Source organism: Paenibacillus montanisoli (genome assembly GCF_003268025.1).
Taxonomy (GTDB): Bacteria; Bacillota; Bacilli; order Paenibacillales; family Paenibacillaceae; genus Paenibacillus_Z; species Paenibacillus_Z montanisoli.
The window spans coordinates 1,176,712-1,189,475 of record NZ_QLUW01000001.1 but is presented as its reverse complement, the minus strand read 5'-3'; the positions used below and the strand labels follow the sequence as shown (position 1 = coordinate 1,189,475).

The following is a 12,764-nucleotide window of genomic DNA, read 5'->3' as shown; positions in this document are numbered from 1 at the left end:
GTTCATGCCAGCAACTCAGGGGCGACCAGTCGCAGTTCATATCCTGCAGAACCTCTCAGCGCAGCGGTTCTGCTCTCTGAAGGCATTCCTGCCACTCTTCCCCATCAACGTCATTATAAATTAGAGTATAACCCTATTTTTTCTATCATACACGTTATCAATTGTTCACGTCAATCCCGACAAGATACGCGCCTAGTCGAAAACGCGATTGAACGGCAAAAAGCCCCTTCAGTTCCCCGGCAAGGGATTCCTGAAGAGGCCTAACCTGGCGCGATATGCCTGTGCTTCTACGGAATATAGAGCACTTGCCCTTCGCTGACGCTCTGATCGGACAAACGATTGTAGAGCGCGATTTCCCGTGCTTGCAGCTGATAGCGTCCCGCGATGACGTCAAGCGTCTCCTCGCGCTGGACGATGCAGATGCGAACCTTGCGGAATGATTGATCTTCGCCGTTGCGGCCGAAGAACAGGTTCTTCCATTCGATGTCGTCGCCGCTCGTTTTACGGGCTTCCGCAGCAGCTCGCTCAGCGACCTGTTCCGCTGCCGCTCTCGCTTCTTGCTCCCTGCGGCTCGATTGCAGCAGCGAGCGGAAGCCAACGCTGCCCGCAGGCTGTTCGCTCTCTTCGGCAGCCGGCTTGCCGGCAAACGCAACGCGCGGCTGCTTGCGTTCCGCCTCCACCTCGATAGCGGAGACGTCGCCGAACGATTGCTTGCGTTCCGCCCCCACCTCGATAGCGGAGACGTCGCCGAACGATTGCTGCGGCACTTCCGGCGGTGATGCCGACCCAAACTGCGGGCGAATCTGCTCCGGTACTTGCGGCTGAATCTGGGCGGCATCTTGAACGAACGGATTCTGCGCGGCTTCGTTTGCCAGATCCTGAGCATACGCCTGATACGCTTCCTCCGGCTCGCTGTTCGGCGCCTGCTGTAAGGCCTCTTCCGCCGCGCGGGCCAGCTCAGCCTGCCGCTCCTGCTCACGCGCCAAAGCGGCCGCGCGCACGGCAGCCTCGCGCCGTTCGGCTTCCCGCGCCGCTGCATCCAGCTCGGCCTGCCGTTCCCGCTCCGCGGCAAGCCGCTGCTGCACCTCATACTCGTACTGCGTAAAGGCGGGCTGCGCTTCCTCGAATTCCCTGCTGTGAACGACGGTAATCGGCTCTTCGCGCTGCCACGCTCCTTCCGGCTCCGACTGTTCGATTTCAATGCCTATGAGCGACAACACTCCCGTAATATTAAGCGTCCGGGTAGAGAGCAGATCCACGTCGAAGTTATCGATTTCAACGGAAATGTCATCCAACCGGTGGATGCGATTCATCGGCAGCGTAATTTCGACAGGAATCCAGTGCTCCAGGGACTGCTCGGCTAAAGGCACATCCTGCGCCCGATATACCCCCGTAAGAAGCAAGTGTCCCTTAAGCAAAACCTGATCGTCTTGCTGAACGATCCCGATTCGCGGCACAAGCTCGACCTCGTCAAGCTCGTCGATCGCCGCTACATCATCGGGCAGATGTACGCGTTCATAAATGTCAAAACGCAAACCATTAGACGGACTGGGCACGCTCGTCGTCCTCCTTTCCCCTTCTCAAGAAGCTTGGTTACAGCTTTCTTCCCTATTTATCTATATGGCAGGGGATGGATAGGCATGACTACGATTTTCACAGAGAGGCATAGCGTACGCGCACTTCGGCGAACCACGCCGGCTCAGGCGCGGACAAGGACAGCTCCGCGCCTGTCCAAGGATGCCGAAACGAAAGCTGCTCGCCACGCAGCGCCTGGTGGCGAAGCTTGCTGTCGCTTCCGCCGTAGAGGGTATCGCCGACCAACGGGTGCCCCAAATGACTCATGTGAACCCGGATTTGATGCGTCCGGCCGGTTTCCAGCCAAAGGCGGACCAGCGTTGCGCGCTTATAGCTCTCAATCGTCTCAAAGTGGGTGACGGCATGCTCGCCTCCGGGCGACACGCGTCTGCGCGCCTTATGGTGCCGGTCTTTCCCGATCGGCTCGTTGACGGTACCGCGGCTTCGCCGAAGGCTGCCTTGCACAAGCGCAACATATTGCCTTCCGATCGCCTTCATCCGCATCGCCTCGTCAAGCCGCAGCTGCGCAAGCTCGTTTCGCGCATAGAGAACCGGTCCGGCCGTATCATCGTCAAGCCGGTGGATGTGCTTGGCCGGCAAGCTGTCGCCGCGAAGCAGGCCGATGCGAGCAGCCTCTTCGTCGAGCGTGCCGCGCTGACCCGGTACGGACGGATGAACGGGCATGCCCGCCGGCTTATCCAGCACCATGCACCAATCGTCAAAATGAAGCGCCTGCGCTCGGAGTATACCGCTGCTCTCGTCGTGCCTTAGCATGCGGAGAATCGCATCGCTCCCGGCGTCCGCCGGAATAAAAGCACGCAGCTCGATACTGCCGCCCTCCATCCGGATGCCGCCGATCGAGAATAACCGGTTCAGCCATTTTTCCGGAAATAAACCAAGGGCCAGCAGCCACTGCCGCACATGGTGCGGATGGCTCCCGGCCTCAATGAATCGAACTGGATTGCCTGCGGCCGCGGCGAAGCTTGCCAGCGTTTCCGCCGGCAGCTTCAGCCATTCGCCGCTGCGTTCATAGCCAATGGAAGACTCCATTCTCGCTCAGCTCCTACAACTTCTTACAATCTGCGAAGCGCCTCGTCATGCGCCGCGATTGTCGCGTCAATCGCCTCTTCGTCGTGGATGCCGGAGACGAACATCCCTTCGAATTGCGACGGAGCGATGCTGATGCCAAGATCAAGCATCCCTGCAAAATAAGCCTTAAACCGCTCCAGATCCGATGTTTTCGCCGTATCGTAGTTGATGACATGCTGCTCCGTGAAGAACGGGCATACCATCGAACCGACACGGTTGATCGTGCATGGGATGCCGTGCTTCGCAGCGTTCGACTCGAAGCCGAGCTGCAGCCGGACGGACATCCGTTCCATGTGCTCATACGTTTCTTGCGAAAGCAGGCTGAGCGTGGTATAGCCCGCCGCCATCGCAAGCGGGTTGCCTGACAAGGTCCCGGCCTGATAGATCGGGCCGCTTGGCGCCATCATTTCCATAATCTCGCGTTTACCGCCGTAAGCGCCGACAGGCAGACCGCCGCCAATGACTTTGCCAAGGCAAGTAAGGTCCGGCGTGATGCCGTACAACCCCTGCGCGCAGTTCAAATGAACGCGGAAGCCGGTCATCACTTCATCGAAGATAAGCAGACTGCCGTATTGCTGCGTAATGTCGCGCAGCCCTTGCAGGAAGCCAGGAAGCGGCGGCACGACACCCATATTGCCGGCAACCGGCTCGACGATGATGCAGGCGAGTTCCTCGCCGTAATGCTCGAATGCGAGCTTAACTGAATCGAGGTCGTTATACGGAACCGTAATCGTATGCGAAGCTACGCTTTCCGGTACGCCCGGGCTGTCCGGCAGCCCTAGCGTCGCAACGCCTGAGCCAGCTTTGATCAGCAAGCTGTCGGCATGGCCGTGATAGGAGCCTTCGAATTTCAAAATCTTGCTGCGCTTCGTATAGCCGCGCGCCAAACGCAGCGCGCTCATCGTCGCTTCCGTGCCGGAGTTGACCATCCGAACCACTTCAACGGAAGGCACGCGCTCGCAAACAAGCTCGGCCATCAACGTTTCCAGCTCCGTTGGCGCGCCGAAGCTGGTTCCTTTCTCTGCCGTCTTCTTAACCGCCTCGATGACGGCAGGATGGGCGTGGCCCATAATGAGCGGCCCCCAGGACGCCACGTAATCGATATAGCTGTTGCCGTCGATGTCATAGACACGGTAGCCTTCGCCGCGCTCCATATAAACCGGATTCAAGCCGACGGATTTGAATGCACGGACCGGCGAATTCACGCCGCCTGGGATGACCGTTTTCGCCCGTGAAAAGGCTGCTTTGGAACGCTCATCCGATCTTTTGTGCTGCTGTTCGCTCATTTTCTCGCACCTGCCTGTAAAAATGTGTTTTACAATGTTTTCTTATGCTTCGCCACGCAGCCAGCGCGCCGCATCCAGCGCGTGGTACGTAATGATCAGGTCGGCGCCCGCGCGCTTCATGCCTGTCAGCGTCTCAAGCACGACCGCACGCTCATCGATCCAGCCGTTCGCCGCGGCAGCCTTCACCATGGAATATTCAGCGCTCACGTTATAGGCGGCAACCGGCAGATCGAAGTGCTCCTTCAACATGCGGATCACGTCCAAATACGCAAGCGCCGGCTTCACCATCAGCATATCCGCGCCTTCGATGATATCCGCCTCCGCCTCGCGGAGCGCTTCCCGTGCGTTCGCCGGATCCATTTGGTACGTCTTCCGGTCGCCGAATTGCGGCGTGGAATGAGCCGCTTCCCGGAACGGACCGTAGAATGCGGACGCGTATTTCACGGAGTACGAGAGAATCGGGACGTTCTCGAAGCCTGCATCGTCCAGCCCTTCGCGGATGGCGCCGACGAATCCGTCCATCATGTTGGACGGCGCGATAATATCCGCTCCTGCTTCCGCTTGCGATACCGCCGTCTTCACCAACAGCTCCAAGGAACTGTCGTTATGAACCTCGGCATGGCCGGTGCGCGGGTCATGATGAATCATGCCGCAGTGGCCGTGATCGGTAAACTGGCAGAGGCAAGTATCGGCGATGACGAGAAGCTGAGGCGTCCATTCCTTAATGGCTCTTGTCGCCTGTTGTACGATCCCGTTAGCGTCATAAGCTGAAGAACCTACAGCGTCTTTCGTATCCGGTACTCCGAAGAGCAAGACGGCCTTCACGCCGGAATCGACGACGGCATCAATTTCTTGCTTGAGCAGATCAAGCGACAAATGATAAACCCCGGGCATCGATGGAATTTCTTCCTTTACGTTGGTGCCATGGGTAACGAATAACGGATAAATAAAATCGTCCACCGACAAATGCGTCTCGCGTACAAGCGCGCGCAAGGCGCCGGACTGGCGGAGTCTTCGGTTTCTAGTAATCGGAAAAGCCATAATTCGTCTGCCTCCTTCTTAGTTGCGGAGCGCAAGCCGCGACTCGGCGATCGCGTCGATGAGCCCGTCAATCGTTGCGTCCTCCGGCTGGATCGTGACCGTAAGCCCCGCTTCTTCAGCGGTTTTGGCCGTAATCGGGCCGATGCACGCTATATCTATGCCTTGCAGCAGCTCAAGCGGATCGCTCACGCCCACTCGCCGCAGCACTTCAAATAAGTTAGTGACCGTAGAAGAGCTGGCAAAGGTGATGACATGCACGCTCCGCTTCTTTAGCAGCTCCAGCGTCTCTTGATCCTGGTTATCCGCCAGCACCGTTTCGTAGACATCGATTTCAACCGGGATCAGCCCCTTCGCCTTCAGCTCCCTAGGCAGCACTTCACGGGCCAGGTCGCCTCTCGGCAGAAGCACGCGCTGTCCTTCAATTAGCTGCCCTGACAGGCTTCCGAGCAGCTCGTCGGCCTGGAACTTGACTGGCAGCACATCGACGAACAGACCGCGCTTCTCCAGGGCTTCGGCTGTCTTAGGACCGACCGCGGCAACCCGTGCGCGGTGGAAGCTGCGGATGTCGATGCGAAGCCTGCTCAACCAATCAAAGAAATAATCGACGCCGTTCACGCTCGTGAACATGAGCCAATCATACTGCTCCGCATCGCGAAGCGCTTGCTCTACGTCAGCGACGGTCTCCGCGCCGGCTGGAAATCTCGTCTCGATGACAGGGAATTCGCACGGCTCGCCGCCCAGCTCCTCGATCCGTTCCGCCAAATCGCTGCTTTGCGCCCTCGCCCTGGTTATAAGCACGCGGGTACCGAACAACGGCTTGCGCTCGTACCACTGCAGCTTCTCGCGCTGCTTGACGACATCGCCGACTACGATAACGGCCGGCGGCTTGAAATCGGCCGCTTGCACGATCGCTTCGATCGTTTCCAGCGTCCCCGTAACCGTCCGCTGCTCGACGCGCGTTCCCCAGCGAATGAGAGCGACCGGCGTATCCGCCGGCTTGCCGTGCTTGATAAGCTGCTCGGCAATATAGCCGATCTTCGCTACCCCCATTAGGAAAACAAGCGTCCCGGTCGCTAGAGTCACTTTGTCCCAATGGATCGATTGATCGAGCTTCTCCGGGCTTTCGTGACCGGTAATGATCGATAAGGATGATGCCAAATCCCGGTGCGTAACAGGGATGCCTGCGTAAGCCGGTACGGCAATGGCGGATGTGATGCCAGGCACGATATCAAACTCGATGCCGTTCTGCTGCAGCAGCTCCGCTTCCTCGCCGACACGCCCGAATACCGTCGGATCGCCGCCCTTTAGCCGGCAAACGATCTTCCCTTCAAGCGCCAAATCCACAAGCAGCTGGTTAATGTCCTCCTGCTTCATCGTATGCCGGTCCGGCAGCTTGCCCACGTACACTTTTTCCGCGCCGGGTTTTAAAAACCGGAGCAGCCTCGGACTGGCAAGCCGGTCGTAAACCACGACATCGCAAGCCTCAATGCATTCTTTTCCGCGCAATGTAATCAGTTTCGGATCGCCGGGACCCGCGCCAACCAAGTAGACCTTCCCTTTGCTCTTCCCCTTCAGCAAAACGTTCATCCCCTAACTTCTGCTAAAATTCGGTCCGCTCCCTTTGCTTTCAACGCTTCTGCAGTTTGTAGCCCCAGTTGTTCCGCATCCTTGCCGCGCAACGTTTCTTTTAGCAGAATGCTGCCATCCGGTGACCCGACAATGCCAGTAAGCTCCAACACCCAATCGCTTTCTTTCTCTCCCTCGATAACCGTGGCATGCGCGCCGATCGGAATTTGACAGCCGCCGTTCAGCGCTCCCAAGAAGCTCCGTTCAGCGGCGACAGTCCGTGCCGTAAGCGGATCGTTCAGCAGCGACAACAGATCGCGAACATCCGCGTCGTCCGTTCTGCATTCAATTCCAAGCGCCCCTTGTCCGACTGCCGGCACGCACATATCTTCGGAAAGATAAGACGAAATTTTGGATTCCCAGCTCATCCGGTGAAGTCCTGCCGCGGCTAGGACAATGGCATCGAAGCCTTCGGTTTCCAGCTTCTTGATGCGGGAATCGATGTTGCCCCGAAGCGATTCGATCTGCAAATCCGGGCGGGCATGCTTAAGCTGACTGGAGCGACGAAGACTGCTGGTTCCTACCTTTGCGCCTTTCGGCAGATCGTAGAATGTGAACCCATTGTTCGTGATAATGCAATCCCGTGGATCGACGCGCTTCGGAACGGCGCCATTCATAAGCCCTGCCGGAAGCTCATACGGCATGTCCTTCATGCTGTGCACCGCCAAATCAATTTCTTTATCGAACAACGCTTGCTCGATTTCTTTCACGAACAGCCCTTTCCCGCCAACCTTGGATAAGGTTACATCCAGGATGCGGTCGCCTTTCGTGACGATTTTGCGGATTTCAAAATCATAGGGGAGACCATGCTCCGCGCAAAGCGCCTTCAGCTGATCGATCACTTGCCCGGTCTGCGTTAAAGCCAGTGCGCTTTGGCGCGTACCGACTACGATAACTCTTCGTTCCTCGTTTCTCTGTGTCATCCTCTACCTGCTCCTCTCGGCCGCTTGCTGCAGCCTCATCATCCACTCTTCTATTCGCTCACGCGGAAACGTATCCCGCCGTTCGCCTTCATCCCCGATCGTCATAGCCTCTACCGCAGCCTGTCGCAATATAGCGGCACGCTGCTCCGAATCCGGAATATTCGACATAACATGGGCGCGCAGAAGCCGAAGCCGTTCGACAACTTCCCCGAAATGCGTCCCGAACTGCCGCGACAGCTCCTTTCCAATGATCCCGGCAAGCGCGGGACTTGCGCCTCCGGTCGTAACCGCGAGCAGCAGCTCGCCCCGCCTTACGACGGACGGCGTTACGAAACCGCCCTCTTCACCGAGATCCGCCGCATTGACGAGGATCCCAAGCTTGTCCGCCGTTGCAGCGATCCCCTCATTCACGTGCCGGTTATTCGTTGCTGCAATGACAAGAAAGGCATCCCGCAGATCCCCTTCTCTGTATTCCCTTTGAAGTAGTTGTATACACCTTGTATCGGCAAGGGCTTGGAGCTCAGCCGAGGCGGCAGGCGCAATCACGATCACGCGGTCCGCACCGCCATCCAGTAAGCCGTGAACCTTGCGTGCCGCAACTGCACCGCCGCCGATGACCACGCAGAGCTTGCCACGCAGCTTCACCATTATGGGATAATAGATTGTCATCGATTAGCCAGCTCCCCGCAGCCGATTATGACCAGCCGTGAAAATTTGACGCTTGGTTCATCAGCACGTTCAGCAGCATGACCGCGTAGCTGATCAGGTTAAGCCGGGCAAACTTCCAGCCCGAGCCGTCGAACCATCTATGCCCCAGTAGATTCCAAATATAGATCATCAAAGCGATGCTTGAGGAAATGACCTTCAAATCAAGCAGCAAGCCGTATCGGCCTTCGACAAGAATCGAAGCGACGGCCACGGCAAGCGACATCGTCAGGAGCGGCGTCCCGACGAGCGCTGCCCGGAACATGAAACGGTCGGCCGCATCAAGGCTTGGCAGTCTCTGCATCCGCTTCGTCCATTGCTTGCCCTTCAAACGGGCGAACAAGAACATGTACATGCCGGAAAATATAGCGCTGATCGTAAGAGCGGCGTAGGCCACAATCATCAGAATGATATGTACGATCAGCATTTCATGCGCAAGCTCCCACGGCTCCAACGATGCGCCGGTCCCAATCCCGAACAGATTGATCGTCAACACCGCAAATCCGATGACATTGACGAAGAAGACGATAAACTCCATTCGAAAAAAACGGCTCATCACAAGAGAAACTGTGATAAGCAGCCAGGAGAAAACGAGCAAATATTCAAACAATGACATGAGCGTCATGTCCAGGTGCGATATGATGCGATGAATAATAAAGCCCGTTTGCAGCACCCAGACGAAAATAAGCAGCCCTGTCCCCACTCGTTTCGCTTGCCGGTTTCGATCGACGAAATCGGAGAAGTAAAACAGGAGGCTCAGGGCATAGATATACAGCATTCCATCATATAACCAGTTTTGTGTAACCATAGAGGCCTCCGCAAACTTTGAACAAGTTATCTAGTCATTGCCGCAATCGTACTATTCAGTACTGGCAGCGTATCCCCGGCCGTTACAGGAGCTTCTTTCGCTGTAACCGGCTTGCGCTGCTCTGCGTTGTTCTTCGTTTGTTCAAGCGTCTCTTCCAGGGCGAATAGCTTCACGAACATATCCATCGCCTCGTCGGCACGCTTCTCTCCTGCCATCTCTTTGATGCGCAGAATCGGATCATGCATCATTTGGTTGACGATGCTCTTCGTCAGCTTTCGGATGACTTTGAGCTCGCGTTCGCTGAGGTCCGGCAGCTTATTGGCCAAGCTGTCCATCGTTTCCTCGTGGATGTCTGCCGCTTTTACCTGCAAAGCACGGATTAACGGGGCGACTCCGAGCGTTTTGTACCAGCTGCGATAAGCGTCAAGCTCAGCCGCAATCAGCGTTTCGATCTTTGCCGCTTCGACGCGGCGCTGCTCCATATTGCTCTCTACGATGCCTTCCAGGTCATCTATATCGTAAAGGAACACGTTCTGAACCGACGCAATAGCCGGATCCAGATCACGCGGTACGGCGATATCGATCATAAAGAGCGGACGCGATTTGCGTTTCTGCATCGCAGCCGCAACCTGCTCGCGGCCGAGTACGTAGCCGTCTGAGCCCGTGGAGCTGATCACGATATCGGCTTCATGCAGCCTCGAAATGGCATCTGCCATCGAAAGCGGCGTGCCGTTAAACTTATCAGCCAATTGAACGGCCCGGTTATAAGTCCGGTTCACGACGAATACCCGCTCAACGCCGTTTGCGTACAGATGCTTCGCTGTCAGTTCGCTCATCTTGCCTGCACCGACGATCATGACGGTCTTGCCGCCAAAATTCCCGAAGATCCGCTTGCCCAGCTCAACCGCAGCGTAGCTGACGGATACGGCGGCTTCGCCGATCGCAGTGTCGGAATGCGCGCGTTTAGCGAGCGTTACGGCTTGCTTGAAGATCGAGTTAAACAGCGTGCCTGTCGTTTTATGCTGCTGTGCAAGCAGGAACGCGTTTTTGATTTGGCCGAGAATTTGGGTCTCGCCGATGACCATCGAATCCAATCCGCAAGTCACCCTGAACAGATGGTCGATTGCTTTCTCGTCTTCATACATATATAAATCCGAGGTAAACTGCTGCCTCGGCGTATTGAACCATTTCTCCATGAAGCTGCGAATGTAATGGCCGCACAAGGTCGGACGGTCCACAACCGCGTACAGCTCCGTACGGTTACAGGTCGCAACGATGACACATTCCATGATGCTCTTCGTTTGCTTCAGCTGCTTTAAAGCATCTGGCAGATCTCGCTCAGCGAATGTAAAGCGTTCCCTGACTTCAACCGGTGCTGTCCGGTAATTCAATCCGACAACAATAATGTGCACGTGCGTTCACCTGCCTTTCATCCATCGTTTTTCATCATTTAGTATAGCACAGTTAGACATGATGTACCCCTGCAAATATGAAAATTGTTTGAAAATGCAGCGCGACGGGTAAGGTAAGGCATCAAAAAAGGCCACGGATGAAATCCGCGACCTTCCTTCAAATCCTATTTAAAAATGTTACACAAGCTGAGCTTGCTTCATATCCGCTTCCACGACTTGCAATTCACCCATGCCGCGAACAAGCTTCTTCGCATGCATAACCTTCGGTTTCAACACAGACATCATGTAGTCAATCGCCAATTGAGGATCGACTGTTTCTCCACAAGTATAACAGTCAAGAGCAGCGAAACCTCTCTCAGGATACGTGTGAATGGAAAGATGACTTTCTGACAGCAGTACGAGTACCGTTGCGCCTTGTGGCTCAAATTGCTTGGATTGTACTGAGAGTACTGTAGCGCCGCAAGCTTCTGCAGCTTCTACCATTTGGGCTTGTAAAAATTCCGCGTTGTTGAGCAGGTCGAAATCTACACCCCAAGTGTCAACAGCAACGTGTCTTCCGAAAGTTGAGTATTCCATCTTTCGGTTCCCCCTTCCTAGGAATAAAATGTTTATTAATTTCATCCGCTAGGACCTACGTCATTCACTGCCCGAGGGACTTTCCTCTCGCAACATTACCATGTCCTGAGTGAATCCTGGTTCCTATTCATTGCAACGAAAATAAAAATAACATCTATCGCTGAGAAATGCAACAGTTTTTTTTGGGCGAACTCGAATTGACAACACATGGCGAACTCCAGTTATCAACGTATGTAGCAAACGCCTTGATGGTGTCCATTAACAGCGCTTTCTGGACAAATAAAAAAGCCGCATAATAGCGGCTTTTTAAAATGATTTTGAACGTTTTCGGTTTATGCCTCCATCATGAATAGCGCTTTCGAATGGCGAGCCAGACGTTCGTCGATGATGGCAATTTGCTCGCGATCGGTGCATTGATTGCGAAGATCAAGGAGTTGGTCGATCGCGCCTTGCACGATTTCAATTTCCTTCTCGATGTCTGTCACGCGGAACGTCGCTTCAAGCTGACCGATCGTATCCTTGAATTCAAAGATGACTCTCGACTCATTGTTCTTAATTTCGACAATTTTGCGAACAGTTCCTTCGATGTAATGATAAATCATCGTATAATTGGGATAAATGCGATTGACGACTGCATCTCCGCGGAACATGGATACCGCTTTGCGCATTGCGTTCGTAAGCTTTGGATGGACGATGCGGCAAGAAAGTGAACATACATACCGATCTTGCTCGCGTTCGAAAGTTAAGCGGACCTCTTCTCGTCCTGCGTCGTCCTCGAGAACCATCTCGTGATTGCCGTTATCGAGTACCCGCACTTGCTGCTTAATATGCTGGTCTTCAAAAAACCGGACAAATCGCGCCATCTCTTCAGCCGTTAATTGCAGAGAAGCATTGACATACTCTGTGGCTATCCGCTGAGCCATAAAAATCTCCTCAATTCTTTAAAGTAACGCGTTTTTGAATCAGGTGTTACCTATATTATACCCGATAGAAGCGGTTTATTCCTGCCGCTCAACCGCGATATTCACGCATATTTCTGAATAATCAAGGAGATTTTACGAAGAGTCGTCGCTATTGTGCGTTATCCTCGATTTTCGATCGAAACTTCTTCGGTTTCTTCCGCTTCTTCGCTTGTTACTTCGATTTGCTCGTTAATGATGTCCCAAAGCGCTTCGCGGCCAAGCCCCGTCTCCGAGGAGAACAGCACATGACGGTCGCCGCCGCGGAAGCCGAGCGCCTGCTTTATCGCCTTTACGTGTTTGTCCCATTTGCTCTTCGGAATCTTGTCCGCCTTCGTCGTGACGACGCAGACCGGAATCTCGTAATGCTTTAGCCAATCGTACATCAAGCAGTCATCCTTGGAGGGCTCGTGCCGGATATCGATGATTAGTAGAACCATCTTGAGCGGTTTGCGGTCGCTGAGGAACGTCTCGATCATTTCGCCGAACTGCTGGCGCTGCGCCTTCGATACTCTCGCATACCCGTATCCCGGAAAGTCGACCAGATAGACGCTGTCATTGACCCGATAATAATTAAGCTGCTGCGTTTTGCCCGGCTGGGAGCTCGTGCGCGCAAGACCTTTGCGCATGATCATCTTGTTGATGAGCGATGATTTGCCGACATTAGAACGCCCTGCCAGAGCGAACTCTGGCAAGGCATCCTCAGGGTATTGATGCGGTTTTACTGCGGATATAACAAATTCTACGTTCGTAATCTTCACTTG

At 55.0% G+C, this 12,764-nt stretch carries 12 protein-coding genes and 1 other annotated feature (1 of these 13 running past the window's edge); all 12 genes read right to left on the bottom strand.

Annotation, left to right across the window (positions count from 1 at the left end):
• Window positions 1–117: a binding site (T-box leader), on the bottom strand (it extends 123 nt beyond the left edge of the window).
• Between the two features lie 170 nt (window positions 118–287).
• Entirely contained in the window at window positions 288–1,556 is a 1,269-nt protein-coding gene (locus tag DL346_RS05205; protein WP_133257488.1) for a LysM peptidoglycan-binding domain-containing protein, read from the bottom strand.
• A gap of 97 nt (window positions 1,557–1,653) precedes the next feature.
• On the bottom strand, window positions 1,654–2,625 hold the full coding sequence (locus tag DL346_RS05200) for an RluA family pseudouridine synthase (RefSeq protein WP_112880977.1): 972 nt from the start codon (window positions 2,623–2,625) through the stop codon (window positions 1,654–1,656).
• A gap of 23 nt (window positions 2,626–2,648) precedes the next feature.
• Window positions 2,649–3,950: a glutamate-1-semialdehyde 2,1-aminomutase gene (gene hemL, locus DL346_RS05195; protein WP_112880976.1), complete on the bottom strand. Its 1,302-nt coding sequence runs from the start codon at window positions 3,948–3,950 to the stop codon at window positions 2,649–2,651.
• A 42-nt stretch (window positions 3,951–3,992) separates the two neighbouring features.
• On the bottom strand, window positions 3,993–4,991 hold the full coding sequence (gene hemB, locus DL346_RS05190) for a porphobilinogen synthase (RefSeq protein ID WP_112880975.1): 999 nt from the start codon (window positions 4,989–4,991) through the stop codon (window positions 3,993–3,995).
• Window positions 4,992–5,009: 18 nt separating this feature from the next.
• A complete protein-coding gene (gene cobA, locus DL346_RS05185; RefSeq protein ID WP_112880974.1) occupies window positions 5,010–6,578 on the bottom strand; it encodes a uroporphyrinogen-III C-methyltransferase in 1,569 nt (522 codons plus the stop codon).
• Window positions 6,575–7,540 (bottom strand): hydroxymethylbilane synthase, encoded by a 966-nt coding sequence (gene hemC, locus DL346_RS05180; protein WP_112880973.1) that lies wholly within the window; start codon window positions 7,538–7,540, stop codon window positions 6,575–6,577. Before hemC ends, cobA begins: the two co-directional genes overlap by 4 nt.
• A gap of 3 nt (window positions 7,541–7,543) precedes the next feature.
• Entirely contained in the window at window positions 7,544–8,209 is a 666-nt protein-coding gene (locus DL346_RS05175; RefSeq protein ID WP_112880972.1) for a precorrin-2 dehydrogenase/sirohydrochlorin ferrochelatase family protein, read from the bottom strand.
• A gap of 25 nt (window positions 8,210–8,234) precedes the next feature.
• The gene (locus DL346_RS05170; RefSeq protein WP_112880971.1) at window positions 8,235–9,053 is read right to left on the bottom strand and encodes a cytochrome C assembly family protein; all 819 of its coding nucleotides are present in this window, start codon (window positions 9,051–9,053) and stop codon (window positions 8,235–8,237) included.
• Window positions 9,054–9,079: 26 nt separating this feature from the next.
• Window positions 9,080–10,465: a glutamyl-tRNA reductase gene (gene hemA, locus DL346_RS05165; RefSeq protein WP_112880970.1), complete on the bottom strand. Its 1,386-nt coding sequence runs from the start codon at window positions 10,463–10,465 to the stop codon at window positions 9,080–9,082.
• A gap of 177 nt (window positions 10,466–10,642) precedes the next feature.
• Window positions 10,643–11,041 carry an adenosylmethionine decarboxylase gene (gene speD / locus DL346_RS05160; protein ID WP_112880969.1) on the bottom strand — a complete coding sequence of 133 codons (399 nt, stop codon included), beginning with the start codon at window positions 11,039–11,041 and terminating at the stop codon, window positions 10,643–10,645.
• A gap of 332 nt (window positions 11,042–11,373) precedes the next feature.
• Window positions 11,374–11,964 carry a non-ribosomal peptide synthetase module gene (locus DL346_RS05155; protein ID WP_112880968.1) on the bottom strand — a complete coding sequence of 197 codons (591 nt, stop codon included), beginning with the start codon at window positions 11,962–11,964 and terminating at the stop codon, window positions 11,374–11,376.
• Window positions 11,965–12,122: 158 nt separating this feature from the next.
• Window positions 12,123–12,761 carry a ribosome biogenesis GTP-binding protein YihA/YsxC gene (gene yihA, locus DL346_RS05150; RefSeq protein ID WP_112880967.1) on the bottom strand — a complete coding sequence of 213 codons (639 nt, stop codon included), beginning with the start codon at window positions 12,759–12,761 and terminating at the stop codon, window positions 12,123–12,125.
• Window positions 12,762–12,764 lie beyond the last annotated feature (3 nt).

Coding starts and splice junctions, on each gene's coding strand:
- DL346_RS05200 (WP_112880977.1), bottom strand. CDS start 2,625: ATGGAGTCTTCCATTGGCTATGAACGCAGCGGCGAATGGCTGAAGCTG.
- hemL (WP_112880976.1), bottom strand. CDS start 3,950: ATGAGCGAACAGCAGCACAAAAGATCGGATGAGCGTTCCAAAGCAGCC.
- hemB (WP_112880975.1), bottom strand. CDS start 4,991: ATGGCTTTTCCGATTACTAGAAACCGAAGACTCCGCCAGTCCGGCGCC.
- cobA (WP_112880974.1), bottom strand. CDS start 6,578: ATGAACGTTTTGCTGAAGGGGAAGAGCAAAGGGAAGGTCTACTTGGTT.
- hemC (WP_112880973.1), bottom strand. CDS start 7,540: ATGACACAGAGAAACGAGGAACGAAGAGTTATCGTAGTCGGTACGCGC.
- DL346_RS05175 (WP_112880972.1), bottom strand. CDS start 8,209: ATGACAATCTATTATCCCATAATGGTGAAGCTGCGTGGCAAGCTCTGC.
- DL346_RS05170 (WP_112880971.1), bottom strand. CDS start 9,053: ATGGTTACACAAAACTGGTTATATGATGGAATGCTGTATATCTATGCC.
- speD (WP_112880969.1), bottom strand. CDS start 11,041: ATGGAATACTCAACTTTCGGAAGACACGTTGCTGTTGACACTTGGGGT.
- DL346_RS05155 (WP_112880968.1), bottom strand. CDS start 11,964: ATGGCTCAGCGGATAGCCACAGAGTATGTCAATGCTTCTCTGCAATTA.